Raw genomic sequence first — 24,383 nt, forward strand, 5'->3', positions numbered from 1 at the left:
GGTCAAGGACGCTGCTGCACACTCTCCTTTATTCGAAGACCGTCACATCGGCGGTCGTGATTTGTGACACACTGGAACAAGAGGTCTGACATGACCCATAAAATCGCAATTTTGGGCGCATCCGGCTATACCGGCGCCGAACTGGTGCGGCTGATCGCAGAGCATCCGAATATGGAAATCACTGCCTTGGCCGCCGAGCGGAAGGCCGGCATGTCAATGGCACAGGTCTTTCCGCATCTGCGTCACATGGATTTGCCAGACCTGTGCAAAATCTCTGAGATCGACTTTTCCACGGTCGACCTGTGTTTCTGCGCCTTGCCACACAAAACTAGCCAAGAGGTCATTCGTGACCTGCCGCAAAACCTCAAAATCGTTGATCTGTCCGCGGATTTCCGTCTGCGTGACCCGGATGAATACGAAAAATGGTACGGAAACCCGCACACCGCGCTGCAACAGCAGGACGAGGCCGTCTATGGCCTGACCGAGTTCTACCGGGATGACATCCGCAATGCGCGGTTGGTCGCGGGAACCGGGTGTAATGCAGCGACGGGTCAGTATGTGCTGCGTCCGTTGATTTCTGCAGGTGTTATCGATTTGGATGATATTGTGCTGGATCTGAAATGCGCCGTTTCGGGCGCAGGCCGGTCGCTGAAGGAAAATCTGCTGCATGCGGAACTCAGCGAAGGCTACAATGCGTATGCCGTTGGCGGTACGCACCGGCATCTGGGTGAGTTCGATCAGGAATTCTCGGCACTGGCGGGGCGTACGGTGCATGTGCAGTTCACGCCGCACCTGATCCCGGCTAACCGGGGAATTCTTGCGACGACTTACGTCAAAGGGGACTCGGCAAGTGTGTATGAGACACTTGCCAAAGCCTATGAAGATGAACCCTTTATTCAGATGTTGCCGTTCGGCGAAACACCTTCGACCCACCATGTGCGCGGTTCGAATTTCTGCCATATCGGTGTTGTCGGCGATCGGATCGAACGCCGCGCCATCGTGATCGGCGCATTGGATAACCTGACAAAAGGTAGCAGCGGCCAAGCCTTGCAGAACGCCAACCTGATGTTAGGTGAAGATGAAACCCGGGGGCTGATGATGGCCCCGCTATTCCCGTGAGGACGGTATGAAAACGCTCAAGAAACGTCGTCGAGTACAAGTCATTCTTCTGGCCGTCGTGGCATTGGTCTTGGCGACGGGGTTGATTGGGTTTGCGATGCGCGATGGCATTAACTTTTTCCGCTCTCCCAGCCAGGTGATTGCTGAACCCCCGAAACCGACAGAAGTGTTTCGTATCGGCGGTCTGGTCGAGGAAGGCTCGATCATTCGCGGGCAGGGCGAGACGGTGCGTTTCGTCGTGACCGATGGCGGTGAAAGTGTGCCGGTGGCGTTTACCGGGGTTCTGCCGGATCTGTTTGCGGAAAACCAGGGCATGGTAGGGACGGGTTCTTACGTGAACGGTGTATTCGAAGCCACAGAAATTCTTGCAAAACACGACGAAACGTACATGCCGAAAGAGGTGGTGGATGCCCTGAAAGAACAGGGTGTTTACAAAGAGGCTGGTGAAAGCTGATTTACCTTAGCTAACAAGCAAGAACTGATGGGCGTTGCGCATGCAGCGCCCTTTTTCATTGCGCCAAATTAACCGGTTAGCCTCAGCGTTTGGTCAACGGCAGGCGGAGGGTGCGATGCAGACGGTGCGACAGATTGCAACTGAGATCGTGGCGCGAGAAGGTGGCTTTGTGGACGATTCGGACGATCCCGGTGGCGCGACGAAATACGGGGTGACCATTCACACGATGCGGCGTCTCGGGCTTGATCTTTCAGGTGACGGGATAATCAACCGCACCGATGTTTGGATGCTCAGCAAATCTCAGGCCATTGATATTTTCGTGCAGCATTATTTTGAACAACCGCGGTTGGACCTCTTGCCGCACGAATTGCGGGCTTCGGTTTTTGACATGTATGTCAACGCTGGCAGTCACGCGGTCAATATCCTGCAACGTCTGTTGCGCGATATGGGGTTCGAAATCGTGGTTGATGGGGCAATTGGTCCCAAAACCGCGCGGGCCTGCCGGGATGCGGCTGACCCCGATCCGGATGCACTCAGGGATGCGTACGGTGTGGCGCGGCGGAACTACTATTTCCGTCTGGCAGATCATCGACCTGCGTCACGCAAATATGCCCGCACTCGGGCGGGCCGCAAGGGCGGTTGGATTCGCCGGGCCGAGGAATTTGTTTCGCCGATTTACCACCTGAGTGACGCGGAATTTCAAGCGAGGGTTTCAGGATGGGTTTGATCACGGACGTGTTGACGTTTTTGTTTGGCGGTAGCCGAAATGTCGTGCGGGAAACTGCTGAAATATTCAGGGAAAATGCTGAAAACGGGGCAGAGCGTGGTCTGGCTTTGCGACAGCAGGCGATGGTTCAGTTCGGAGATGAATTTGAGGGCCCTAATAAGGGCGCGTTTGACCGGTTCATGGATGGGCTCAACCGTCTGCCGCGACCGGCTATGGCACTTGGTACTTTGGGTTTGTTTGTCGCGGCGATGGTCGATCCGCTGTGGTTTGCGGCCCGAATGCAGGGGATTGCCCTGGTACCGGAACCCCTGTGGTGGTTGCTGGGGGTGATTGTGTCCTTCTATTTCGGCGCGCGTCATCAGGCCAAGGTGCAAGACCTGCAGCGAGAGATCACCGCAACGATGCAGCGCACGCCTCAGGTTTTAGAAAACCTGCAAGCCCTGAAGGCAATGCATGGCGACGCTGTCGGCGCAGCAAATCCCGGAACGGACGCCGAGTTGGCGGAAAAGGCAGGCCGTCCGGACGCAAATCCGGCGCTTGAGGATTGGCGACGCAATCGCGTGGCCTAAACCGCGACACTATGCTCGCCCCAAAGGGGCGAAAGTGATTGGTGCTTGCCCCGGAACAGGAATATACCCGGGCCATGATTACCGAACTTGGCCACTTTGCCCTGATCCTCGCTTTTCTGGTTGCCATCGTGCAATCGGTGGTTCCACTGATAGGCGCAGCGAAACGCTGGCCTAGCTGGATGAATTTCGCTGAACCGGCGGCAATCATTCAATTTACGATGGTTGCCTTTTCGTTCGGTGCGCTGGTCTGGGCCTTTGTGACGTCCGATTTCTCGCTGAGGATCGTGGTTGAAAACAGTCACTCGGCCAAACCAATGTTGTACAAGATCAGCGGAACATGGGGTAACCACGAAGGCTCTATGCTGTTGTGGGTTCTTATCGTGTCCTTGTTTGGCGCGATGGCCGCGTTTTTTGGGGGCGGTTTGCCGCCGACTTTGAAGGCGCGGGTATTGGCGGTGCAAGGGGCAATTGGGGTGGCGTTTTTCGCGTTTATCCTATTCACCTCGAACCCGTTTGACCGGCTGATCGTGGCCCCCTTTGACGGGCGCGATCTAAACCCGTTGCTGCAAGACCCCGGTTTGGCCTTTCATCCGCCGTTTCTGTATCTGGGCTATGTGGGGCTGAGCATGGCGTTCAGCTTTGCCGTCGCCGCCCTGATCGAAGGGCGCGTAGACGCCGCGTGGGGCCGCTGGGTACGCCCATGGACGCTGGCGGCTTGGGTATTTCTGACCATCGGTATCGCGTTGGGGTCCTGGTGGGCCTATTACGAGCTCGGCTGGGGCGGGTTCTGGTTCTGGGACCCTGTCGAAAATGCCTCGTTCATGCCATGGCTGCTGGCCGCTGCGCTGTTGCATTCGGCCATCGTCGTGGAAAAACGCGAGTCGTTGAAAAGCTGGACGATCCTGCTGGCAATCATTGCTTTTGGCTTTTCGCTGATTGGTACCTTCATTGTGCGTTCGGGTCTTCTGACTTCGGTCCATGCGTTTGCCAATGACCCCGAGCGTGGCGTATTCATCCTGATCATCCTCGTGATCTTCATCGGCGGCGCGCTGACCCTGTTTGCCGCGCGGGCGCAGGCGATGGAGGCCAAGGGCGTTTTTGGCATGGTCAGCCGTGAAAGCGCGCTGGTGCTGAACAATATCCTGCTGGCCGTCAGCTGTTTCGTCGTATTCGTCGGAACAATGTGGCCGATGGTGGCTGAGATGGCCTTTGACCGCAAACTCTCGGTCGGCGCGCCGTTCTTCAATTCGGCATTTACGCCCTTCATGGTGGCGTTAGGGATTGCTTTGCCAGTGGGTGCGATGTTGCCGTGGAAGCGCGGCAAGCTTGGCAAAACTGCCTATTCGCTGCGCTATGCCTTTGTTCTGGCCGTTGCGCTGGCATTGCTGGTCTGGGCAATGCAAACAGGGCGCAGTGCGTTGGGTCCGGTTGGGCTGTTCCTTGGCGCGTGGATCACCTTTGGCGCGGCGGTTGATTTGTGGAGCCGTACGGGCCGCAAAGGCAATCTGAAACGTCTGTTTCGTTTGCCCGGTGCGGATTGGGGCAAGGCCGTTGCTCATACAGGTATGGGCGTGACCATGTTCGCCATCGCCGGGTTGACCGCGTGGGAGGTCGAAGACATTCGTGTTGCACAGCCAGGTCAGCCGTTCGAGGTGGGGCAGTTTATTCTGACCTTGGAAGATGTCCGGCTTGTGGAAGGGCCAAACTATTTCTCGACCACTGCTGACGTTCGGATCGAAAAGCATGGACGGCCTATGGGAACATTGCATCCTGAAAAGCGCGATTACCCAGTGGCACGGATGCCCACGACCGAAGCTGCAATTGATTATCGGTTCCTGGGGGATCTTTACGTGGTAATCGGCGATCAGCAAGCGGATGGTGGCTGGGTCATGCGGACCTATATCAAGCCGCTGGCCAACTGGATCTGGGGTGGGTGTATCCTGATGGCTCTGGGCGGGCTGCTCAGCCTGTCGGACCGCCGGTTCCGTGTGGCGGCAGGTGCGCGCAAGGCGCCATCGGGCGGAGTACCTGCGGAATGAAACGTCTGGTCCTGGTCCTGATCCTGTCCCTCATCGCGTCGCCCCTGTTTGCCGTACAGCCGGACGAAGTGCTGGACGATCCAGCGCTGGAACAACGGGCGCGCGACCTTAGCACCGGCCTTCGCTGTCTGGTTTGCCGCAACGAGAGCATCGACGAAAGCAACGCCGAACTGGCCCGTGACTTGCGCCTGTTGTTGCGTGAGCGACTAGTGGCCGGGGACACGGATGACGAGGCAATCGCTTTCATTGTCGATCGCTACGGTGAATATGTCTTGCTGAAGCCAACCACTTCGGGATCGAATCTGATGCTGTGGCTTGCGGGCCCGATCATGTTGTTGATCGCAGCCGTCATGGGCTGGAGTTTCCTGCGAAAACGGTCCCGGGTTCAGATCACGGGTGAAAAGGACACGCTCAGCGAGGCTGAGAAAGAGCGTTTGCGCCAGATTCTTGAAGACTGACCCCGCGTTCATCTTTTCCTTCCCCTCCATTTCGGTCAGGGTTCCGAAAAGTTTGGAATTGGGGGAAGGTTCATGGAATACGAAACAATCCTTTTGGACATCACGGATGATTTGGCTGTTGTCACCCTGAACCGGCCCGACAAGATGAACGCGATGACCGCGCAGATGCGGGCCGAAGTCACTCATGCAATGAAACATGCGGCGCGTCATGCAAGGGCGATCGTTCTGACCGGAGCGGGAAGCGCCTTTTGTTCAGGACAGGATCTGGGTGATGCGTCCAGCACCGGCAAGGTCGATTTAGAACGCACGCTGCGTGATGAATATGAACCGATGCTGGAAACGATCTATGATTGCCCGGTGCCCACCATTGCGGCTGTGAACGGACCGGCAGCCGGGGCAGGGGCAAACCTTGCGCTGTGCGCTGATGTGGTGATCGCCACCGAAAGCGCATACTTCCTGCAGGCGTTCGCCCGGATCGGGTTGTTGCCGGATGCGGGCGGTACGTGGTTCATGCCGCGTCAGATGGGGTTCGCCAAAGCGATGGGGGCCGCCTTATTCGCGGACAAGATCAGCGCACGGCAGGCTGATGAATGGGGTCTGATCTGGGAAGCCGTGTCCGACGACACATTCGATGCCCATTGGCGCAAACGTGCAGCCTATCTGGCGAATGGTCCCACAGCCGGCTTTGGCGCGATCAAACAGGCCATCCGCGGGACGTATGAGAAAACGCTGCCACAGCAATTGGCCGCCGAAGCACATTTACAAGGGGAATGCGGGCGCAGCCGTGATTTTGCCGAAGGTGTCGTCGCCTTCATGGAAAAACGCCCCCCGAAATTCGAGGGGCGCTGAACCGTTCAGGCGCGGCGGCGGCGGCGCGTGCGCCGCTCGGGCGCGTTGGCTTCGTCGCCGGTACCATCCGAAGCCGAGGAAAACGGCCCCAGGGCATCCGTAATCTGATCCAAGGTCGGGCGTGACCCGCGCGGTTTTGTGTCCAACGCTTCGCGCATTTTGCGCAGGTGGTCGGGCATGGTACCGCAGCAACCGCCGATGATTGTGGCCCCAGCATCGCGCGCCATGGCGGCGTATTCACCCATCAACTCGGGCGTCCCGTCATAGTGGATGTGGCCATCCACGTATTTCGGAATACCGGCATTGCCCTTCGAGATCACGGGCCGCTCGGTGCCTTGCGCGGCAAAGCCCAGAACGGTGCGTAGGATATCCGACGCACCGGTGCCGCAGTTGGCCCCGAAAGCAATCGGCGGGTTGGGCAGGGTTTCGACCAGTTGGGCCAGGTCGGACGAAGTAACACCCATCATGGTACGCCCAGCGGTGTCAAAGCTCATGGTGCCGCACCAGGGCATATCGGCCAAAGCGAACGCCTCGGCAGCGGCGCGGAATTCTTCAGGGGCGCTTATGGTTTCCAGCCACACAACATCGGCGCCACCAGCCTTGAGCGCGTCGGCCTGTTCATGGAACATTTCGACGGCGTCGGCATGGGTCAGGCTGCCAACGGGCACCAGAATCTCGCCGGTTGGGCCGACCGATCCGGCCACAACGATCGGGCGTCCGGCTTTGTCAGCAACCTCACGTCCCAACTCGGCACCGATCCGGTTCAACTCGGCCACGCGGTTTTGCGCATCATGCAGCTTTAACCGGGCCGACGTGCCCCCGAAAGTATTGGTCAAGAAAAGATCACTGCCCGCGTCCACCGAGCTTTGATATAGAGCGCGGATTTTATTCGGCGCGTCCACGTTCCACAATTCGGGCGCATCACCCGATTGCAAACCCATGTTGAACAGGTTGGTCCCAGTTGCACCGTCTGCCAAAATGGCATCTTTGGTCTTGAGAAGTTCGGTCAATGCATTTGTCATTGGGGTTATCCGGAAAAAGGCGCAAGTGGCCTGATAATAACAGAGGCGCCCCGTGTCTCATGACCGGGACGCCAAAGCAAACTCATAAATCTCATGAAGATCATGAGGTGGGGCAAAAGCCCTTAGTCAGTCTCGCTAAGAATCTGCGACTTGGCTTCGGGCAGAAGCTCGGCCATCTTGGCGCGAATTTCATCGTCAGACGACAAAGCACCCAGATCGCCGGAAACCTTGCGCACGACGTCTTCGTGACCGGCTTCTTCAAAATCGGATTTCACGACGGCTTTGGCGTATTCTTCCGCTTCGTCACCGGTTTTGCCCAGCTTTTCCGCGGCCCATAGGCCAAGCAGTTTGTTGCAGCGGGCCTGTGCCTTGAACTGCATCTCTTCATCATGCGCAAACTTGGCTTCAAATGCGTATTCGCGTTCGTCAAACGTCGTCATAGGTTGGGGACCTCTTCGAGTAACATATCGTTGATGTTGATATGACCATACAGGACGCCGCGTGCAAGGGATTTGCGTTGTATCAAAGTCTTTCTTGTGTGCGAACTTGCGGGAAAGGGGGGCTTGCACTATGAGGACGCCAACGTGAGGGGACTCATTCCCTCTTACCAGACTGGAAGGGTCGCTTATGGCGCGTCGCAAGAAAATCTACGAAGGTAAAGCTAAGATTCTGTATGAAGGCCCAGAGCCGGGCACCATCGTGCAATATTTCAAGGATGATGCCACCGCGTTCAACGCCGAGAAAAAGGACGTGATCGACGGCAAGGGCGTGCTGAACAACCGCCTGAGCGAGTTCTTCATGAACGGCCTGACCCAGATCGGCGTACCGACCCACTTTATTCGCCGCCTGAACATGCGCGAACAGTTAGTGCGCAGCTGCGAGATCGTGCCGCTTGAAGTGATCGTGCGCAACTATGCCGCCGGTACGATGTCGAAACGTCTTGGCATTGCCGAAGGAACGCAGTTACCGCGCCCGATCGTGGAATACTGCTATAAGGATGATGCGCTGGGTGATCCTCTGGTAACCGAGGAACACATTGCCGCCTTTGGCTGGGCGAGCCAGCAGGACATGGAAGATATCCTGAGCCTTGCGCTGCGCGTGAATGATTTCCTGAGCGGCGTGATGCTGGCCGTGGGCATCCGTCTGGTCGATTTCAAGATTGAGATTGGCCGCGTTTATGACGGCGACTATCAGCGTCTGATTATCGCGGACGAGATCAGTCCGGACAGCTGCCGCCTATGGGATATCGAAACCGGACAGAAACTGGACAAGGACGTGTTCCGCCGCGATCTGGGCAATCTGACTGATGCCTATTCAGAGGTCGCACGACGTCTGGGCGTTCTGCCAAAAAGCAACGTGACCAAGCCCACGCTGATCAACTAAGCCGGTTTTCAGATGTAAATTCTGTCAAAAGCGCCGTTTCTAAGACGGCGCTTTTTTCTTTTGCTCTGGTGGTTTGACAGACGGTCCGCACCTTCGCATTGTCGGGGCAGGTGCAATCAAGGATAGTCACGAAATGGCCGAATTGTTCGATCAGGCGGTTTTTCTGAAATTCCTCGCGGCGTTACTGGCGATCTTCAATCCGCTTTACGGTATCCCGATCTTTCTAAGTATGACCGAAGGCTACTCGGGTCCCGAACGCAAGCGCGTGGCACTGGTCGTAACCGGAACAGTGGTTGTCGTGGCCTTGATCGCGGTATTGGTTGGCGAAGAGATTCTGGCGGTCTTCGGCATCGACATCCCGTCCTTCCGCATTGCCGGCGGGTTGATCATTCTGGGGGTCGGCATGTCGATGCTGAACGCGTCTGACCCGCCAAAAGGTGATCAAAGGGCGGTTGCAGAGGGCGAAAAGAAGAAAAGCAACATTGCCGTCGTACCGTTGGCAATACCCCTGACCATCGGACCCGGCACGATTGCCACGACCATCGTGTTTGCTCATACGCTGTCGGATGGGGCCGAGATCGTGACACTAGGCTCCGCCGTACTGATCGCCTGCGCCATTGTGGGGCTGGGGCTGCTGTTCGCCGACCCGATCTCACGGTTTTTCGGGCCGACAATGATTAACGTGATCACCCGCGTTATGGCAATCATTCTTGTGGCCGTGGCTGTTGAAATGGTGCTGACTGGAACGTTTAACGCCATTGATGCGCGTTACCCCGGATTAACCGGCAGTGGCTGAGCGTCACACCTGCGGCAAACTGTGTGCGGACAAGGGTTGTCGAACGCGGTTTGTCGCGTTATCCCCCGCGCAACGGAACGGGCCCGGAACCATGGCCCTTAGCTGGAGTTGCAGGAATGAAAGCACGGGTGCATGTGATGCTCAAGAATGGGGTCCTTGACCCGCAGGGTGAAGCAGTGCGGCACGCATTGGGCGCTATGGGCTTCGACCAGGTCGAAGGCGTGCGTCAAGGCAAGGTGATCGACCTTGAGCTGGCTGCAGGCGCGACCGAGGCCGACATCACCGAGATGTGCGAAAAGCTGTTGGCCAACACGGTCATCGAACGCTACGAAATCGAACTGGTCTGACCCTTTACTCCGGAGGCCCCGCCATGCGCGCTGCTGTTATTGTATTCCCTGGGTCCAACTGTGACCGGGACCTTGCCGTCGCTTTTGAACAGGCGGGGTTTCAGGTCGACATGGTCTGGCACAAGGATGCCGCGCTGCCCGCGGGCATCGACATCGTGGGCGTTCCCGGCGGGTTTTCCTATGGTGACTACCTGCGTTGCGGCGCGATTGCCGCGCAATCGCCGATCTGCAAGGCGGTCGTCGAACATACCAACCGTGGTGGTTATGCCGTGGGTGTCTGTAATGGCTTCCAGATTCTGACAGAAACCGGCGTTCTACCGGGTGCATTGCTGCGCAATGCGGGTCTGAAATACATCTGCAAAACTGTCGGTCTGAAGGTGGAAACCAGCGACAGCGCCTTTACCCAAGGTTACAACGCCGGTGATGTGATCGGTATTCCGATTGCACACCATGACGGCAATTATTTCGCGGATGACACCACTCTGGCTGCGTTACGGGATCAGGATCGGATTGCATTCACCTATACCGAGAATCCAAACGGCTCGGTCGGTGATATTGCTGGTATCCTGTCGGAAAACCGCCGGGTGTTGGGGATGATGCCGCATCCTGAACGGGCGGCGGATGAAGGTCACGGCGGCACTGACGGAACGGCATTGTTCCGCGCATTGTCGGGGGTCCTCGCACCTGCGTGACTTGAGGTTGCGATCAAGCCCGCGTAATTTCCCGGGATGAGTTCTGATGTTCGCTCTGGCTGGTCCATTCTGACAAAACCTTTTCGCGGCGCGCCCCTTGGGTGGCGCCTGCGATTGGCTGTCATTACACTGCTGGTGGTCGCTGTAGCGACAATTTGGGTCACAAACCGGCTGCTAACGGACAGATTTACTGAGTCCACCCGCAACCGCGCCGAGTTGCGTCTAGCCCTGTATTCCGGCAACCTGCTGAGCGAACTACGCAGAAATGCGATTGTGCCGCAGCTGCTTTCGCGGGATCCCACGCTGATCTCAGCGCTTCAATCCAGCGATTATTCTCTGTCGACCCAGCGACTGATCTCATTTGTGGAAGAAATTGGAGCAGCCTCGCTGATGCTGTTGGATGGGGATGGGCGTTCGGTCGCCTCCACCGATCGCAACCGTTTGGGGGAGGCACACAGGAGTTTGCCTTATTTCATTGATGCTGTACGCTCAAACGCCACGATCTTTACGGTAATCCCGAAGGAATCCGGCGGCTATAGCTTTGTCTATTCGCGTCGTATGGAAGCCAACGCCGAAATCCTTGGCGTCATCGTGGTTGAGGTCGATTTGCACAAATTCGAACTGGCCTGGGCAGGGATTTCGGACGCGGTGATGGTGGCGGATAGTACCGGCACGATCATCTTGTCGACCGAACCACAGTGGCGCGGCGTGCAAGAAGGCGAGGCGATGCTGCGTCAGCCGCCCGAAGGGGCCATCCAGCGCGCAATCCGGGCAACGACCGATTGGACCGCCTTGCCGCCTGATGCCTACCTGCAGGGTGAGGCCGTGATGCGCATGGAGACGCGCATTCCATTCCGCGGTTGGCAAATGACGTCATTCACCACCTATGCGTCGATCCGGGAAAAGGTGAACAGCGTTCTGGCGCTCGAAATCATGGGATTCGCTATTCTGCTGGCGCTGGCCTTTTACGCGCTGAGCCGCCGGGCGACGCTGCGGATGGCGTTGTTCCAGCGCGAGTCGGCAGAGCTTCGCGCATTGAACATGCGGCTACAGCGGGAAATTGCTGAACGTGAACGGGTTGAAAAGACACTGGAAGTTGCCGAGCAAACGCTGGCGCAGAGTTCGAAACTTGCGGCCTTGGGTGAGATGTCGGCCGCTGTCAGCCACGAGCTGAATCAACCGCTGGCTGCAATGAAAACTTATCTGGCAGGCGCGCGTCTGTTGCTGCGCAGAAACCGCCCCGAAGAGGCGTTGGCCAGCTTTGGTCGCATCGACGGCTTGATCGAACGGATGGGGGCGATCACCCGACAGCTTAAATCCTATGCGCGCAAGGGCGCGGATGCGTTTTCACCAGTAAATCTTGGCGAAGCGCTGGCTTCCAGCCTGTCAATGATGGAACCGCAGCTGCGGCAGCGACACGTTAAAATAACGCAGATCCTGCCCGAAGAACCCGTTATAGTGATGGGGGACCGGATGCGGATCGAACAAGTGATGGTGAACCTCTTGCGCAATGCGCTGGACGCCACCAAATCTGTATCAGAGCCGGATGTTGAAATCATCCTGGCAGCTGGTGACATGGCGGTGCTGACCGTCCGCGACAATGGTCACGGGATCAAGAATATCGAGAATCTGTTCGAGCCCTTCTACACCACCAAGCAGCCCGGCGATGGGGTCGGGTTGGGGCTTGCCATCTCGTCGGGTATCGTGAACGACCATGGGGGACGGTTGACTGCGCGCAACGGCCAGCACGGCGGCGCGGTGTTTGAGATGCAATTGCCGATACTAGGAAGCGACGGCCTGGAGGCCGCTGAATAACAAAGGAATGACTATGGCACAGGCCATGAAAATCGCCATTGTGGATGACGAACAGGACATGCGCCAGTCGATCAGCCAATGGCTGGCACTGTCGGGATATGACACTGAAACGTTCTCGAGCGCCGAGGACGCGCTGAAGGTACTGGGACCGGATTATCCGGGCATTGTCATCTCGGACATCAAGATGCCGGGAATGGATGGCATTCAATTGCTGAAAAAGCTGATGGGGGCTGATAGCACCTTACCGGTCATCATGATCACCGGTCACGGCGATGTTCCGATGGCGGTTGAGGCGATGCGCGTGGGCGCGTTCGACTTTCTTGAAAAGCCTTTCAACCCGGACCGCATGTCAGAACTGGCAAAACGCGCCAGCAATGCACGCCGTCTGACATTGGACAACCGGGCCTTGCGGCGCGAGCTGTCCGGCGGCACTCAGATCATGAACAAACTGATCGGGGCCAGCCCGGTGATGGAGCGCTTGCGAGAGGATATCCTGGATTTGGGGCAGGCGGACGGCCATGTTCTGATCGACGGTGAGACCGGCACGGGTAAAACCCTGGTTGCGCATGCTCTGCATGCTGTTGGCAGCCGGGCGGGCAAGAAATTCGTTCTGGTTTCGTGCGCAGCGCTGGAAGAAGAGGCGCTGTCGAAACGTCTGTTCGGTCCGATGATGCCCGAAGACGCGCAACTGCCCGCGATTGAAGAGGCGCGCGGTGGGACGTTGGTGCTGGAAGATGTCGAAGCCCTCAGTGACACGCTTCAGGCCCGACTGCTGAGCGTCATGAATGATCAGGGTACACCGGCCGAGACGCGGATCGTTGCGATTTCGAACCTGCAGGAGGCGGGTAAGACCAGCGAAGATGTCCTGCGCCCGGACCTGTTTTATCGCCTGGCCGCGCTTCGGATCACCATGCCGCCCTTGCGCCAGCGCGGAGAAGATATCCTGACGCTGTTCACGCGCTTGAGTGAGCAATTTGCTGAAGAATATGGCTGTGACGCACCGCAGGTCAGCGCGCAGGAGGCCGCGCAGTTGCTGCAGGCCCCGTGGCCAGGCAATGTGCGCCAGTTGATCAACATCGCCGAACGCGCCGTGCTGCAATCTCGCCGGGGCTCCGGGACGATTGCCTCGTTGCTGATGTCGGATCACGAAGAAATGCAGCCGGTTATGACGACTGAGGGCAAGCCGCTGAAGGAATATGTCGAGGCGTTCGAACGGATGCTGATCGACAACACGATGCGCCGTCACAAGGGCTCGATTGCGTCCGTGATGGAAGAGCTATGCCTGCCGCGACGGACGTTGAACGAGAAAATGGCCAAATACAGCCTGCAGCGTTCGGATTACCTGTAAACACCAGAGAGGGGTCAACCCCTCTCTTGGCCCTTTGGACCAATTCACTCCCCCAGGTATTTTTGGCCAGATGAAGCGATCCTGGCCGGTGTTCGGAGTGAACCGTGCAGTTTGCCCATTGTCTTTTCCACAGGACTACCTTTATGGTGGCGGAACGGGCCGGGCCTTTTTGCGCTCTTAAACCCCAAGCTTTGAGTTTCGCTGCTCTGCCGCGGATGGTGATGATCCCCACGAGGCAAAGCAGACCGATTATGCCCTTAACCGGGCAGTTGAACGCCTGAGCCCGCCTGAGCGGGCGAAAGGAAAAAATGGGCAGGACGCGGCATTCCGCGCCTGTCGGAGAAGAACCGCGATGACGCGCGCGCAACGATCGAGTGTACGGGCAGGGGGCCACAGCGCCAGACCCTGCCGCGCGCCGTCCGATATCGCCCTGACAAGACACCACCCCAAAAGCGCCTGTCCTCCCGGACGGGACAGGACAACGCGTTTGGCGCGGTGCACCAAGGACAAATGGCTAAGAAAATGCTTATCGATGCCACCCACGCGGAGGAAACCCGCGTTGTGGTGGTCGACGGAAACAAGGTCGAGGAGTTCGATTTTGAGTCCGAAAACAAACGTCAGCTTGCTGGCAATATCTATCTAGCAAAAGTTACGCGAGTAGAACCGTCCCTTCAGGCGGCCTTTGTGGATTACGGCGGGAACCGGCATGGGTTCCTCGCGTTCTCGGAAATCCACCCGGATTACTATCAGATTCCGGTCGCCGACCGCGAAGCGCTGATGGAAGAAGAGCGCGCCTATGCCGAGGCGATGAAGGCGCGGGACGAGGCGGAAGAAGCCAAGCCTAAAAAGCGCCGGTCCCGGTCGCGGACCAAGGCGGCGGATGTGAAATCTGACGACGCAGTCGAATCCATCGAGGTTTCGTCTGAGCCAACAGGCATGGAAACGATTGATCTGGATGAGGGCGAAGAAGGGGCTGATCTGTCTGTTCCAGAAGGCACCTCTCCGATGGATCATGTCGCTGAGACGCCGGTTGAGGAACCCAGCGATGACGCAGAAGCCTCGGATGAAGTTGAGGCACCTGCCGCTGAGGCAGAAGAGCCTGCGACCGCGGAGGAGCCTGCTGCCGAGGCTGAGGAAGCCGCCACGGAAGAGGAATCTGCGGTGCCTGTAGAAGAAACTGCAGACGTAGAGGCGAAAGATGCCTCTCCCGAAGGGGAAGCTGAAGCCGAAAGCGCTGCGGACGACAACGCAGACGACGCGCCTGCTGCGGAAGCCACCAAAACCGACGCCGAAGACGAAGACGAGGCCGAAGAAAAACCTCGTTCAGATGCATCGGCTAAAGATGACAGCATTGAGTCAGTTGCTGATGAGGACGACAGCGAGGACATCCGTCCGCCGCGCAAGCCGCGTCCGCGTCGCTATAAGATTCAAGAAGTGATCAAGGTACGCCAGGTTCTGCTGGTACAAGTCGTCAAGGAAGAGCGTGGCAACAAGGGCGCCGCGTTGACCACATACCTGTCGCTGGCGGGTCGCTATTGCGTTCTGATGCCCAACACCGCGCGTGGCGGTGGCATCAGCCGCAAGATCACCAATGCCCCGGATCGTAAGAAACTAAAGGAAATCGCGGCTGAAATTGACGTGCCGACTGGTGCGGGCCTGATCATTCGGACTGCGGGGGCCAAGCGCACCAAGTCCGAAATCAAACGCGACTATGAGTATCTGCAGCGCATGTGGGAGCAGATCCGCGAGCTGACGCTGAAGTCCATCGCGCCCGCCAAGATTTATGAAGAGGGCGACCTGATCAAACGGTCGATCCGCGATCTCTATAATCGTGAGATTGATGAGGTTCTGGTCGAGGGTGAAGGCGGTTACCGCATCGCCAAGGACTTCATGAAAATGATCATGCCGTCCCACGCGAAGAACGTGAAACGGTATGAAGACGCCCTGCCGCTGTTCGCACGCTATCAGGTCGAAAGCTATCTGACCGGCATGTTCAATCCGACGGTACAGTTGAAATCCGGCGGTTATATTGTGATCGGCGTGACCGAAGCGCTGGTGGCGATTGACGTGAACTCGGGTCGGGCGACCAAGGAAGGTTCGATCGAGGAAACCGCGCTTAAGACCAATCTTGAGGCCGCTGAAGAAGTGGCGCGGCAACTTCGGTTGCGCGATCTTGCAGGTCTGATTGTCATCGACTTTATCGACATGGACGAGCGTAAGAACAACTCGGCCGTTGAAAAGCGTCTGAAAGACAAGCTCAAGACAGACCGCGCGCGTATTCAGGTGGGTCGGATATCCGGCTTTGGCCTGATGGAGATGAGCCGACAGCGTCTGCGCCCTGGCATGCTGGAGGCGACAACACAGCCGTGCCCATCCTGTCATGGCACCGGGTTGATCCGGTCGGATGACAACATGGCGCTGACCATCCTGCGTCAGATCGAAGAGGAGGGCACTCGCCGCCGCTCGCGCGAGGTTCTGGTGCGCTGCCCGGTCAGTATCTCTAACTTCCTGATGAACCAAAAGCGGGAACATATTGCGCAGATCGAAGCACGTTATGGCTTGTCAGTTCGCATCGAAGGCGACGTGCATCTGGTCAGTCCCGATTTCTCGATGGAGAAGTTTAAGACCGCCAGCCGTATCGTGCCTGAGGCGACAGCGCCGGTTGTATCCGTGGACGCAACGCTGATGGATCTGGTGGATGCGGACGAGGACGAAGCCGTCGAAGAAGAAACGGCGGTTCAGGCCGAAGAAGAGACTAAGCCCAAGCGCAAACGTCGCCGCCGTCGTCGTAAGAAAAGCAACGGCTCGGGGGATACACCTGAAACTGGTGCAGAGGACGGTGAGACCGCAGCCGAAGCTACGGATGAAGCATCTGCTGAGGCTCAACCCGAAGAACCTGCTGCGGAAGAAAAGGCTGAAAAACCGAAGCGCCGCCGTGCGCCGCGCCGTCGTAAGAAGGACGCGGAAACGGTTGAAGCAACTGACGAAACACCCGCTGATAAAGCTGAGGAAGCAGTCGCTAAGCAGGCCGAGGAAACCACTGCAGAAGAACCTGCGCCGGAACAAGCCGTTGAACAGCCCGAAGCTGCTGAGGTGGTGACCGAACCGGTTTCAGCGGAACCCGATGCGCCGACAGCGAATGAGGTAACCGAGACAGAAGTGATTACCGAAGTAGCTGTCGAAGCTGAAGAAGCTGTGGAAGAGGTTGCCGAGACTGTCCAGACCGCTGAAGTCGAAGTAGCGCTGGAAGAGCCGGTTGCAGAAACGCCTGAGCCTGTTCTGGAAGTTGTGGCCGAAGAGCCTGAGCAACCCAGCGAACCGCCCAAGCCGAAACGGCGCGGGTGGTGGTCCTTGGGGCAATAAATAAGAAAGGCGGGCTTTGAGCCCGCCTTTTTCTTGAACCAGACGTGTTTCCACCTCAGCCTGATTTTTGTATCAGGTAGATCTGATGTCCGTCCGCATCCTCTTGTGACACCAGCTGGTGCCCACTTTCGGTGCAGAAATGCGGAACATCGATGATGGCGGCAGGATCATCGGCCAACACGCGCAAAATTGCCCCCGAGGGCATAGATTTAAGGCGTTTTCTGGCTTTCAGGACGGGCAAAGGGCACAAAAGACCCAGCGCATCCAATGTTTCAGTGGGGCTAGACATAATGTGCAGATATTTCCAAGTTGACGCAGTGTCCAGCGTCCAAGCACGGGGATGTGACCGAATGGCCCCGTGACGTGGCGGGGTTGATACCATATGTGCTGATTTATGTTCGGAATTGATATCATAGACGCGGGCCTGCTGCCCGCCATGTTCATCGCGATGCTGGGCGGGCTGATCAGCTTCTTGTCGCCTTGCGTTCTGCCCATCGTGCCACCTTATCTGGCGTATATGAGCGGTGTGACCATCAACGAGATGCAGGATGAGGCGCGTGCGCGGCGTAAGGCGACGATGTCGGCGCTGTTCTTTGTGCTGGGTCTGTCCACGGTGTTCTTGTTATTGGGGTTCACAGCATCGGCCTTTGGGGTATTCGTGCTGCAGAACCAGGTGCTTTTCGCCAAACTCTCCGGTGCAGTGGTGATTGTCTTTGGTCTGCATTTCCTGAATGTTTTCCGCATTCCTTTCCTGGATCGTGAGGCGCGGATCGAAACCGGAGATTCCGGTGGCTCGGTTTTTGGTGCCTATATCCTGGGTCTGGCCTTTGCGTTCGGCTGGACTCCGTGCATCGGACCGCAACTGGGTGCGATCCTGTCGCTGGCGGCGTCCGAGTCCTCGGTGGCGCGGGGTACGTTGTTGCTGGGTGTTTATGCGGCAGGTCTGGGTATTCCGTTCCTACTGGCCGCGATGTTCCTAAACCGGTCGATGTCAGTGATGAACCGGATCAAGCCTTACATGGGAACGATTGAAAAGGTCATGGGGGGTCTGCTGCTGTTCGTCGGCATCATGCTGATCACTGGCCTGTTCACCGAGTTCAGCTGGTGGCTGTTGGAAACCTTCCCCGCACTCGCCAATTTCGGATGATCTGACTTACCTTGGCGGCAAGGCTGCGTTAACCTGCGCCGCAGAAGGTAAGGCCATGAGCAGTCACACAAATCAGCCTCAAGTAAGACGGCGTCGGGTTTTCTACATACCCGGCTACGATCCGATTCACCCTCGGCGATACCGAGAGCTGTACCGAAAAGAAGGTCGGACGCAGGCGAAAATCTCAGGCTACGAGATCTCACTGGCGCCCAAATCAGGTGACGGTCCGTACGGCTGGCATGTCCGCTCGCACCAGGATGGCGTCGACGTCGAGGCAGATATTGAGGTCTTGGTCTGGTCGGACATCGTGCGCGACAGCATGTCGAATTCGATCCCCGCGGCCTACTTGCAGCTTGTGCGCACGGCCTGGATTTACATTGAGTCAGGGGCATTGTGGCGCCTTATGCGCTTGCGCAAAGGGCCAGTGATTGCAGCGTTGTATCCTGTCGGCATGCTGATTGCGCAATTGGCCCTGTCGCTAGGCGTGCTGTGGATATTTGCGGCGTTGCTATGGCCTGTTGCTGGGTGGTTGGCCATGGTGCCGGCAATAGCGGCCGCTTATGGCTTGCTGCATTGGTTTCGCAAGATCGATAATCGCTTGTTTGCGTATTACCTGATGCACGACTATGCCTATTCGGCCGCGTTGAATGGCGCCACCCCAGCCGAGTTACGCTCACGTCTGGCCGACTTTGCCGAACATATTCAATGCGCACTTGAGACGGATGTGGATGAGGTTCTGGTCGTTGGCCATTCATCGGGGGCGCATCTTGGTGTGATGGTGCTGGCTGATCTGATCCGTTCGCAAAACCTTCCCAGTGACGGCCCGATCCTGTCCTTTCTAAGCCTTGGGCAGGTGGTGCCTATGGTCTCATTCCTGCCAAGCGCCAGGGATTTGCGCACCGATCTGCAATTTCTGTCGACCCGAAGTGAACTCACCTGGGTTGACGTGTCCGCCCCGGGGGACGGGTGTGCCTTTGCTCTATGTGACCCAGTGGGCGTCAGTGGCGTTGCCCCCGATCAAAAACGTTGGCCGCTGGTGCTGTCCGCGGCCTTTACACAGACTCTGTCGCCAGAACGCTGGCACGAGCTGCGCTGGCGGTTTTTCCGGCTGCATTTTCAGTATCTCTGCGCGTTTGATCGCCCTGGCGATTATGACTATTTCCGCGTTACCGCAGGGCCGCTTTCATTGGCGCAAAGGTTTCAAGGCCGTGATCCGTCAAAATCGCGTATCGACCAGCCGGTTTCGAAATACAGGTCGGTTCTTCCGTGAAGCCGCCCAAACCAACATCCCGCCCGGATAAGGTCTCTCTGTGGCGCTATCTGAAACTGTTCCGCAAGGACCTGTTATCGGCCCAGCCACAGCGCCTGTACCGGGCCTGGATGGCCGAGTTCCGAACGCCGTTCTTTCGGTCCTACATGATCAACCAGCCCGAGCTTGTGGAAACCGTCCTTAAGCAGCGCCCCGACGATTTCCCGAAATCTGGTCGCATAAGCGAGGGGTTGCGCCCGCTATTGGGTGACTCGGTCTTTCTGACCAATGGTGAGACCTGGAAACGGCAGCGCCGCATCATCGACCCGGCCTTTGAAGGCGGGCGGTTGAAAGACACATTCCCAGCCATGCTGGAAGCCGTGCAAGCCTGTGTCACGCGGTTGAAAGGGCAAGCGGGGCAGGTGATTGAATGCGAGGAGGTTACCAGCCACGCCGCGGCGGACGTGATTTTCCGAACGCTCTTCTCAGTTCCGATTGAACATGAAGTAGCCGCGCAGGTGTTCGAAAAGTTCCGAGCCTATCAGCGGCAACAGCCTTTGTTGAACCTGGCGGCCTTTATTCCGGTACCGAAGTGGGTGCCCCGGTTGCATGCGCGCAATACACGCAGAAACGCGCAGGATATCCGGGCTTTGATTTCGGGTCTAATAGCAGAGCGTGCCGATCTGATCGCCACGGGTCAAGCGCCGGACGACTTGGCAACCAAGATCATGACCACACCTGATCCGAAAACCGGTCATTGTTTCGACACGCAGGAGATGGTGGATCAGGTCGCCATCTTTTTCCTGGCTGGGCATGAAACCAGTGCATCAGCGCTGGCCTGGACGCTGTATTTGATGGCGCTTTACCCCGAATGGCAGGAAAAACTAAGCGCTGAGGCGGATATTCTGAATGATCCCAGCTTTAGCGCAGTGTCCAGATTGAAGCTCAGCCGCGATGTATTTCGCGAGGCGCTGCGCCTGTACCCTCCGGTACCGATGATGGTGCGCGAGGCGACGTGCCCTGAACAATTCCGGGGGCGGGACATTCCCAAGGGCGCGCAGATCGTTATCAGCCCCTGGCACCTGCATCGGCAAGAGCGTTTGTGGGATCGACCCGATGATTTCGATCCTACTCGATGGTCTACCGAAAACGGTAAAACCTGCCAGCGCTACGCATATATCCCGTTTTCCGCCGGTCCCCGCGTGTGTACCGGGGCCGGGTTCGCCATGGTCGAAGGGCCATTGCTGTTGTCGATGTTGTTGCGAAATTTCCGGTTCGAACTGGTTGAAGATCGCACACCAGTGCCAGTGGCGCATCTGACGGTACGGTCCAAAGATGGCATCTGGCTGCGCGTGGTTGAGCGCTAACACGCTACCATCGCCCGCCGCCTTGCTGTATGCGAGTGCAAAATGCGGAATCATTGTTAAACGGGAAAGTCTTATGTCCAAAGCAGAACAGCGCGAGCAGATGTCCAACGGCGCGGGTTTCATTGCGGCCCTGGATCAAAGCGGCGGGTCGACGCCCAAGGCGCTGGCTCTTTATGGGGTTGAGGCCTCGGACTATAGCTCGGACGAGGAAATGTTCGGTGAAATCCAGAAGATGCGCGCCCGCATTATTCTGGCTGACGACTTTACCAAGGACAAAGTGATCGGCGCGATCCTGTTCGAACGCACGCTGGGCGAGGAAATCGATGGCCGCAAAGTCGCCGATTACCTGTGGTCGCAGAAAGGTATCGTGCCGTTCCTGAAGATCGACAAGGGTCTGGAAGATCAGGCCAACGGTGTACAGATGATGAAACCGATTCCTGGCCTGACGGAAACACTGGCCAAGGTGGATGGCGTGTTCGGCACCAAGGAACGCTCGGTGATCCATGAAGCCAACGCCGAAGGAATTGCCGCCGTAGTTGCCCAGCAATTTGACGTCGCGCGCGTGGTTGTTGCCGCAGGCATGGTTCCGATTGTCGAGCCCGAAGTGAACATCAATTCCGCCACCAAGGCCGAGGCCGAGGATATTCTGAAGGCCGAAATCCTGAAGAACCTCGATCAACTGGACGAGGGGCAGGACATCATGTTGAAACTGACCATCCCCACCAATGCCAACCTGTTCGACGAACTGGCCGACCACCCTCGTGTTGTCCGCGTAGTGGCCTTGTCTGGTGGTTATTCGACCGAGCAAGCCTGTGATCTGCTGAACCAGAACGGCAAGATGATTGCGTCGTTTTCGCGCGCGTTGACCGAAGGGCTGTCCAAACAGCAATCAGATGCTGAGTTCAATACGGCTCTGGGCGGCAATATCGACAAGATCTTCCGCGCCTCAGTCTAAGAGGCGCTATTCCGGCTTGATGAATTCGCGGCGCATCTGCGCCGCTTTTTCACGCATGGTACAGCCGATTGCGTGGTCGTTGACCAACCCCATGGCCTGCATGAAAGCAAATACCGTGGTTGGCCCAACAAACTTCCAACCCCGCTTTTTCAAATCCTTCGACATTGCAATGGACTCGGCCGAGGTTGACGCAGTTTGCGGCGCAGGCGGGTTGTCGGCCTCGTATCGCCACACATAAGCGGCCAGAGACCCCTCGGCCACGATAAGGTCCTGCGCGCAGCGGGCATTGTTGATCACGGCCTCGATCTTGCCGCGATGACGTATGATGCCTTCGTTCTGTAAGAGACGCTCGATGTCTGCATTAGTAAATGCAGCTACAGCGTTAAAATCGAATTGATTAAACGCTTTGCGAAAATTCTCGCGCTTGTTCAGAATTGTTCGCCAACTAAGTCCGGACTGAAAGCTTTCAAGGCACAGCTTTTCGAACAATCGCTGATCGTCCGCGACCGGATAGCCCCATTCTTGATCGTGATACTCAAAGAACTCAGGGGCGGCTTGGCACCAAGCGCAGCGCGGTTGTCCATCGGGTCCGGTTACAGTCTTGCTCATATGATGTACCCCTTTTGTTCCGGATCAGGGTACATGCAAAGGAAACAGGGTGACAAGCATCAATCGCGGGTGCGGTACCAATTCAGAACATAGACGCGAATGGCTGAAGCTAGACCGATATCGGGGTCACGTTCGACGTCAATCTCAGCCGCCAACGCATTTATTGCCATTTCTTTTTCTTTCGAAATGTCGCGAAAGGCTTGCCAGAACTCATCCTCAAGGGACACCGAAGTGCGATGACCTTTCAAAGTCAGTGAGCGTTTGACCGGGCGACCGCTCATTCATCCAACTCGTGATTGTCCATGTCGCGGCGCTGTTTGTCCTGCTCGAACTTGGCCTCGACCTTTTCGACCTTGTTGCGCCCGAATTTGACAGCGTTCTGGTCGGCGCGGGCCTTTTTCTCGGCCCGAGCCTTTGCTTTTCTGTACCGGTTCAGATTGACCGGCTTACCCATCAGTCTTTCGGGCCGATCATATGTTCGGGGCGGACAACGGCGTCAAAGGTCTCTTCATCCACAAAACCCAGGGCGATGGCCTCTTCCTTGAGGGTGGTGCCGTTTTTGTGTGCGGTTTTGGCAACCTTTGTGGCGTTGTCATAGCCAATCGTCGGGGCCAGAGCGGTCACCAGCATCAGCGATTCCTTCATCAGCTTGTCGATGCGCGGCTCATTAGCCTTGATGCCCAGCAGCATCCGCTCGGTAAAGCTATCGGTTGCGTCGCCCAGCAGTTGAATCGATTGCAGCAGGTTATAGGACATCATCGGGTTATAGACGTTCAGCTGGAAGTGACCTTGCGAACCGGCAAACTTCATCGCTGCGTCATTGCCCATGACATGCGCGGCCACTTGGGTCAGCGCCTCGGCCTGTGTTGGGTTCACCTTACCCGGCATGATTGACGAACCAGGTTCGTTTTCCGGCAAGATCAACTCACCCAGACCCGAGCGCGGGCCGGAACCCAGCAGACGGATGTCGTTGGCGATTTTATAGCAAGAGCCCGCGATGGTCGCCAAAGCGCCCGACAGGAACACCATGGCGTCATGGGCGGCCAGTGCCTCGAACTTGTTCGGTGCGGTGATGAAGGGCAGGCCGGTGATGTCTGCCATGTTCTTGGCCACGGCCTCATCCCAGCCGTTATGGGTGTTCAGGCCAGTACCAACAGCCGTACCACCTTGCGCCAGTTCATAAATTCCGGGCATCGACGCATGGACACGGGCGATACCCTGACGGATCTGGTGCGCATAACCGCCAAATTCCTGTTCTAGCGTCAGTGGCGTCGCGTCCTGAGTATGGGTCCGGCCGATTTTGATGATGCCTGCAAACTCTTTTGCTTTGGCTTCCAGCGCCGAAGCGAATTTTTCAAGACCCGGCAACAGCACATCGCGCACGCTCATCGCGGTGGCGATATGCATGGCAGTGGGGAAGGTGTCGTTCGACGATTGGCCCATGTTGCAGTGGTCGTTGGGGTGAACAGGCTCTTTCGAACCAATAACGCCGCCCAGGATTTCGATCGCGCGGTTGGCGATCACCTCGTTCGAGTTCATGTTCGACTGCGTACCCGAACCGGTCTGCCAGACGACCAGAGGAAAATTGTCGTCAAACTTGCCTTCGATCACTTCGCCAGCGGCTTGAATGATAGCATCCGCGATCTTTGCATCCAGCTTACCAATGGCTTTGTTTTCCATCGCACAGGCTTTTTTGATCACGCCCAGCGCGCGCACGATGGCAACGGGTTGCTTTTCCCAACCGATCGGGAAGTTCATGATCGATCGCTGCGTTTGGGCACCCCAATACTTGTCAGAAGGAACCTCCAACGGGCCAAAGCTGTCGGATTCGGTGCGGGTCTGAGACATCTGTCACTCCGTAGTGTATACGTTCGTATGCCATTTACCCGCAACATAGTTGCAGAGCAATCGGCCAGTTGCGCGCACCATAAACTTAAGGGTGCCAGAGGTATAGGTGGAAGGGACGGTGAAATTTCTTGTGAATCGCATTGTGCGTGCATACGTGTCCGCTACAATAATAGGATCACCATATTGGAGGCTCCGGTGGGCAAATTGGTTCAGACTTATTTCTTGAA

Annotated in this window: 25 protein-coding genes; 18 read left to right on the forward strand and 7 right to left on the reverse strand. The window is 57.3% G+C overall.

From position 1 onward, the window contains the following. The first annotated feature begins 90 nt into the window (after positions 1-90). From argC to ACR0B8_RS04380, 7 genes are all read left to right on the forward strand, one after another. Complete coding sequence (argC, locus tag ACR0B8_RS04350; RefSeq protein WP_226688491.1) at positions 91-1,119, forward strand: N-acetyl-gamma-glutamyl-phosphate reductase; 1,029 nt, start codon at positions 91-93, stop codon at positions 1,117-1,119. Positions 1,120-1,126: 7 nt separating this feature from the next. Next, positions 1,127-1,573, forward strand: coding sequence for a cytochrome c maturation protein CcmE (gene ccmE / locus ACR0B8_RS04355; RefSeq protein WP_170348602.1), 447 nt, complete (start codon positions 1,127-1,129; stop codon positions 1,571-1,573). Positions 1,574-1,688: 115 nt separating this feature from the next. Beyond that, positions 1,689-2,300 (forward strand): holin-associated N-acetylmuramidase, encoded by a 612-nt coding sequence (locus tag ACR0B8_RS04360; RefSeq protein WP_170358320.1) that lies wholly within the window; start codon positions 1,689-1,691, stop codon positions 2,298-2,300. Continuing rightward, positions 2,291-2,869, forward strand: coding sequence for a holin family protein (locus ACR0B8_RS04365; RefSeq protein WP_226688490.1), 579 nt, complete (start codon positions 2,291-2,293; stop codon positions 2,867-2,869). Before ACR0B8_RS04360 ends, ACR0B8_RS04365 begins: the two co-directional genes overlap by 10 nt. A gap of 74 nt (positions 2,870-2,943) precedes the next feature. Then, a complete protein-coding gene (locus ACR0B8_RS04370) occupies positions 2,944-4,908 on the forward strand; it encodes a heme lyase CcmF/NrfE family subunit (RefSeq protein ID WP_226688489.1) in 1,965 nt (654 codons plus the stop codon). After that, positions 4,905-5,366: a cytochrome c-type biogenesis protein gene (locus tag ACR0B8_RS04375; protein WP_170358326.1), complete on the forward strand. Its 462-nt coding sequence runs from the start codon at positions 4,905-4,907 to the stop codon at positions 5,364-5,366. Before ACR0B8_RS04370 ends, ACR0B8_RS04375 begins: the two co-directional genes overlap by 4 nt. 72 nt (positions 5,367-5,438) lie before the next feature. Beyond that, positions 5,439-6,215: an enoyl-CoA hydratase-related protein gene (locus tag ACR0B8_RS04380; RefSeq protein WP_170348607.1), complete on the forward strand. Its 777-nt coding sequence runs from the start codon at positions 5,439-5,441 to the stop codon at positions 6,213-6,215. Between the two features lie 5 nt (positions 6,216-6,220). Here ACR0B8_RS04380 and bmt read toward each other — a convergent pair whose 3' ends face one another. Both bmt and ACR0B8_RS04390 read right to left on the reverse strand, forming a co-directional pair. After that, positions 6,221-7,237 carry a betaine--homocysteine S-methyltransferase gene (bmt, locus tag ACR0B8_RS04385; RefSeq protein WP_170358328.1) on the reverse strand — a complete coding sequence of 339 codons (1,017 nt, stop codon included), beginning with the start codon at positions 7,235-7,237 and terminating at the stop codon, positions 6,221-6,223. Between the two features lie 122 nt (positions 7,238-7,359). Beyond that, complete coding sequence (locus tag ACR0B8_RS04390; RefSeq protein WP_170358330.1) at positions 7,360-7,677, reverse strand: DUF1476 domain-containing protein; 318 nt, start codon at positions 7,675-7,677, stop codon at positions 7,360-7,362. Positions 7,678-7,864: 187 nt separating this feature from the next. On the opposite strand from ACR0B8_RS04390, the gene purC reads away from it, so the two are divergent. The 7 genes from purC (at position 7,865) to ACR0B8_RS04425 (ending at position 16,981) form a co-directional block, all read left to right on the forward strand. Further along, the gene (purC, locus tag ACR0B8_RS04395; protein WP_170358332.1) at positions 7,865-8,620 is read left to right on the forward strand and encodes a phosphoribosylaminoimidazolesuccinocarboxamide synthase; all 756 of its coding nucleotides are present in this window, start codon (positions 7,865-7,867) and stop codon (positions 8,618-8,620) included. A gap of 133 nt (positions 8,621-8,753) precedes the next feature. Continuing rightward, positions 8,754-9,416: a MarC family protein gene (locus ACR0B8_RS04400; protein ID WP_170358334.1), complete on the forward strand. Its 663-nt coding sequence runs from the start codon at positions 8,754-8,756 to the stop codon at positions 9,414-9,416. Between the two features lie 116 nt (positions 9,417-9,532). Continuing rightward, on the forward strand, positions 9,533-9,763 hold the full coding sequence (gene purS / locus ACR0B8_RS04405) for a phosphoribosylformylglycinamidine synthase subunit PurS (protein ID WP_170348612.1): 231 nt from the start codon (positions 9,533-9,535) through the stop codon (positions 9,761-9,763). Between the two features lie 23 nt (positions 9,764-9,786). Then, the gene (gene purQ / locus ACR0B8_RS04410) at positions 9,787-10,455 is read left to right on the forward strand and encodes a phosphoribosylformylglycinamidine synthase subunit PurQ (protein ID WP_170358336.1); all 669 of its coding nucleotides are present in this window, start codon (positions 9,787-9,789) and stop codon (positions 10,453-10,455) included. Between the two features lie 36 nt (positions 10,456-10,491). Then, complete coding sequence (locus tag ACR0B8_RS04415) at positions 10,492-12,270, forward strand: sensor histidine kinase (protein ID WP_170409737.1); 1,779 nt, start codon at positions 10,492-10,494, stop codon at positions 12,268-12,270. Between the two features lie 13 nt (positions 12,271-12,283). After that, the gene (locus tag ACR0B8_RS04420; RefSeq protein WP_170348615.1) at positions 12,284-13,618 is read left to right on the forward strand and encodes a sigma-54-dependent transcriptional regulator; all 1,335 of its coding nucleotides are present in this window, start codon (positions 12,284-12,286) and stop codon (positions 13,616-13,618) included. A 510-nt stretch (positions 13,619-14,128) separates the two neighbouring features. Continuing rightward, the gene (locus ACR0B8_RS04425) at positions 14,129-16,981 is read left to right on the forward strand and encodes an Rne/Rng family ribonuclease (protein ID WP_480657659.1); all 2,853 of its coding nucleotides are present in this window, start codon (positions 14,129-14,131) and stop codon (positions 16,979-16,981) included. Between the two features lie 55 nt (positions 16,982-17,036). Here ACR0B8_RS04425 and ACR0B8_RS04430 read toward each other — a convergent pair whose 3' ends face one another. Then, positions 17,037-17,270 carry a sulfurtransferase TusA family protein gene (locus tag ACR0B8_RS04430; RefSeq protein WP_170348617.1) on the reverse strand — a complete coding sequence of 78 codons (234 nt, stop codon included), beginning with the start codon at positions 17,268-17,270 and terminating at the stop codon, positions 17,037-17,039. A 105-nt stretch (positions 17,271-17,375) separates the two neighbouring features. Here ACR0B8_RS04430 and ACR0B8_RS04435 point away from each other — a divergent pair, with 105 nt between their 5' ends. The 4 genes from ACR0B8_RS04435 (at position 17,376) to ACR0B8_RS04450 (ending at position 21,699) form a co-directional block, all read left to right on the forward strand. Next, complete coding sequence (locus ACR0B8_RS04435) at positions 17,376-18,128, forward strand: cytochrome c biogenesis CcdA family protein (protein ID WP_170348618.1); 753 nt, start codon at positions 17,376-17,378, stop codon at positions 18,126-18,128. Between the two features lie 55 nt (positions 18,129-18,183). Next, positions 18,184-19,398 carry a hypothetical protein gene (locus ACR0B8_RS04440; RefSeq protein WP_480657657.1) on the forward strand — a complete coding sequence of 405 codons (1,215 nt, stop codon included), beginning with the start codon at positions 18,184-18,186 and terminating at the stop codon, positions 19,396-19,398. Next, positions 19,395-20,744, forward strand: a complete 1,350-nt coding sequence (locus ACR0B8_RS04445) for a cytochrome P450 (protein WP_226688487.1) — start codon at positions 19,395-19,397, stop codon at positions 20,742-20,744. Before ACR0B8_RS04440 ends, ACR0B8_RS04445 begins: the two co-directional genes overlap by 4 nt. A 73-nt stretch (positions 20,745-20,817) precedes the next feature. Continuing rightward, entirely contained in the window at positions 20,818-21,699 is an 882-nt protein-coding gene (locus ACR0B8_RS04450; RefSeq protein ID WP_226688486.1) for a fructose bisphosphate aldolase, read from the forward strand. A gap of 6 nt (positions 21,700-21,705) precedes the next feature. Here ACR0B8_RS04450 and ACR0B8_RS04455 read toward each other — a convergent pair whose 3' ends face one another. The 4 genes from ACR0B8_RS04455 to fumC are packed head-to-tail and all read right to left on the reverse strand — an operon-like array spanning position 21,706 to position 24,156. Next, complete coding sequence (locus tag ACR0B8_RS04455; RefSeq protein WP_170358347.1) at positions 21,706-22,308, reverse strand: DNA-3-methyladenine glycosylase I; 603 nt, start codon at positions 22,306-22,308, stop codon at positions 21,706-21,708. 59 nt (positions 22,309-22,367) lie between these two features. Continuing rightward, a complete protein-coding gene (locus ACR0B8_RS04460) occupies positions 22,368-22,589 on the reverse strand; it encodes a ribbon-helix-helix domain-containing protein (protein WP_170348623.1) in 222 nt (73 codons plus the stop codon). Beyond that, the gene (locus ACR0B8_RS04465; RefSeq protein WP_170358349.1) at positions 22,586-22,762 is read right to left on the reverse strand and encodes a DUF4169 family protein; all 177 of its coding nucleotides are present in this window, start codon (positions 22,760-22,762) and stop codon (positions 22,586-22,588) included. The genes ACR0B8_RS04460 and ACR0B8_RS04465 overlap by 4 nt, the downstream gene beginning before the upstream one ends. Beyond that, on the reverse strand, positions 22,762-24,156 hold the full coding sequence (gene fumC, locus ACR0B8_RS04470) for a class II fumarate hydratase (protein WP_170358351.1): 1,395 nt from the start codon (positions 24,154-24,156) through the stop codon (positions 22,762-22,764). The genes ACR0B8_RS04465 and fumC overlap by 1 nt, the downstream gene beginning before the upstream one ends. Positions 24,157-24,383 lie beyond the last annotated feature (227 nt).

Source organism: Ruegeria sp. BH6, assembly GCF_056538105.1.

Excerpts from the sequence above, each read along its gene's own strand:
- argC (WP_226688491.1), top strand. The coding sequence starts at position 91 with ATGACCCATAAAATCGCAATTTTGGGCGCATCCGGCTATACCGGCGCC.
- ccmE (WP_170348602.1), top strand. The coding sequence starts at position 1,127 with ATGAAAACGCTCAAGAAACGTCGTCGAGTACAAGTCATTCTTCTGGCC.
- ACR0B8_RS04360 (WP_170358320.1), top strand. The coding sequence starts at position 1,689 with ATGCAGACGGTGCGACAGATTGCAACTGAGATCGTGGCGCGAGAAGGT.
- ACR0B8_RS04365 (WP_226688490.1), top strand. The coding sequence starts at position 2,291 with ATGGGTTTGATCACGGACGTGTTGACGTTTTTGTTTGGCGGTAGCCGA.
- ACR0B8_RS04370 (WP_226688489.1), top strand. The coding sequence starts at position 2,944 with ATGATTACCGAACTTGGCCACTTTGCCCTGATCCTCGCTTTTCTGGTT.
- ACR0B8_RS04375 (WP_170358326.1), top strand. The coding sequence starts at position 4,905 with ATGAAACGTCTGGTCCTGGTCCTGATCCTGTCCCTCATCGCGTCGCCC.
- ACR0B8_RS04380 (WP_170348607.1), top strand. The coding sequence starts at position 5,439 with ATGGAATACGAAACAATCCTTTTGGACATCACGGATGATTTGGCTGTT.
- bmt (WP_170358328.1), bottom strand. The coding sequence starts at position 7,237 with ATGACAAATGCATTGACCGAACTTCTCAAGACCAAAGATGCCATTTTG.
- ACR0B8_RS04390 (WP_170358330.1), bottom strand. The coding sequence starts at position 7,677 with ATGACGACGTTTGACGAACGCGAATACGCATTTGAAGCCAAGTTTGCG.
- purC (WP_170358332.1), top strand. The coding sequence starts at position 7,865 with ATGGCGCGTCGCAAGAAAATCTACGAAGGTAAAGCTAAGATTCTGTAT.
- ACR0B8_RS04400 (WP_170358334.1), top strand. The coding sequence starts at position 8,754 with ATGGCCGAATTGTTCGATCAGGCGGTTTTTCTGAAATTCCTCGCGGCG.
- purS (WP_170348612.1), top strand. The coding sequence starts at position 9,533 with ATGAAAGCACGGGTGCATGTGATGCTCAAGAATGGGGTCCTTGACCCG.
- purQ (WP_170358336.1), top strand. The coding sequence starts at position 9,787 with ATGCGCGCTGCTGTTATTGTATTCCCTGGGTCCAACTGTGACCGGGAC.
- ACR0B8_RS04415 (WP_170409737.1), top strand. The coding sequence starts at position 10,492 with ATGAGTTCTGATGTTCGCTCTGGCTGGTCCATTCTGACAAAACCTTTT.
- ACR0B8_RS04420 (WP_170348615.1), top strand. The coding sequence starts at position 12,284 with ATGGCACAGGCCATGAAAATCGCCATTGTGGATGACGAACAGGACATG.
- ACR0B8_RS04425 (WP_480657659.1), top strand. The coding sequence starts at position 14,129 with ATGGCTAAGAAAATGCTTATCGATGCCACCCACGCGGAGGAAACCCGC.
- ACR0B8_RS04430 (WP_170348617.1), bottom strand. The coding sequence starts at position 17,270 with ATGTCTAGCCCCACTGAAACATTGGATGCGCTGGGTCTTTTGTGCCCT.
- ACR0B8_RS04435 (WP_170348618.1), top strand. The coding sequence starts at position 17,376 with ATGTTCGGAATTGATATCATAGACGCGGGCCTGCTGCCCGCCATGTTC.
- ACR0B8_RS04440 (WP_480657657.1), top strand. The coding sequence starts at position 18,184 with ATGAGCAGTCACACAAATCAGCCTCAAGTAAGACGGCGTCGGGTTTTC.
- ACR0B8_RS04450 (WP_226688486.1), top strand. The coding sequence starts at position 20,818 with ATGTCCAAAGCAGAACAGCGCGAGCAGATGTCCAACGGCGCGGGTTTC.
- ACR0B8_RS04455 (WP_170358347.1), bottom strand. The coding sequence starts at position 22,308 with ATGAGCAAGACTGTAACCGGACCCGATGGACAACCGCGCTGCGCTTGG.
- ACR0B8_RS04460 (WP_170348623.1), bottom strand. The coding sequence starts at position 22,589 with ATGAGCGGTCGCCCGGTCAAACGCTCACTGACTTTGAAAGGTCATCGC.
- ACR0B8_RS04465 (WP_170358349.1), bottom strand. The coding sequence starts at position 22,762 with ATGGGTAAGCCGGTCAATCTGAACCGGTACAGAAAAGCAAAGGCTCGG.
- fumC (WP_170358351.1), bottom strand. The coding sequence starts at position 24,156 with ATGTCTCAGACCCGCACCGAATCCGACAGCTTTGGCCCGTTGGAGGTT.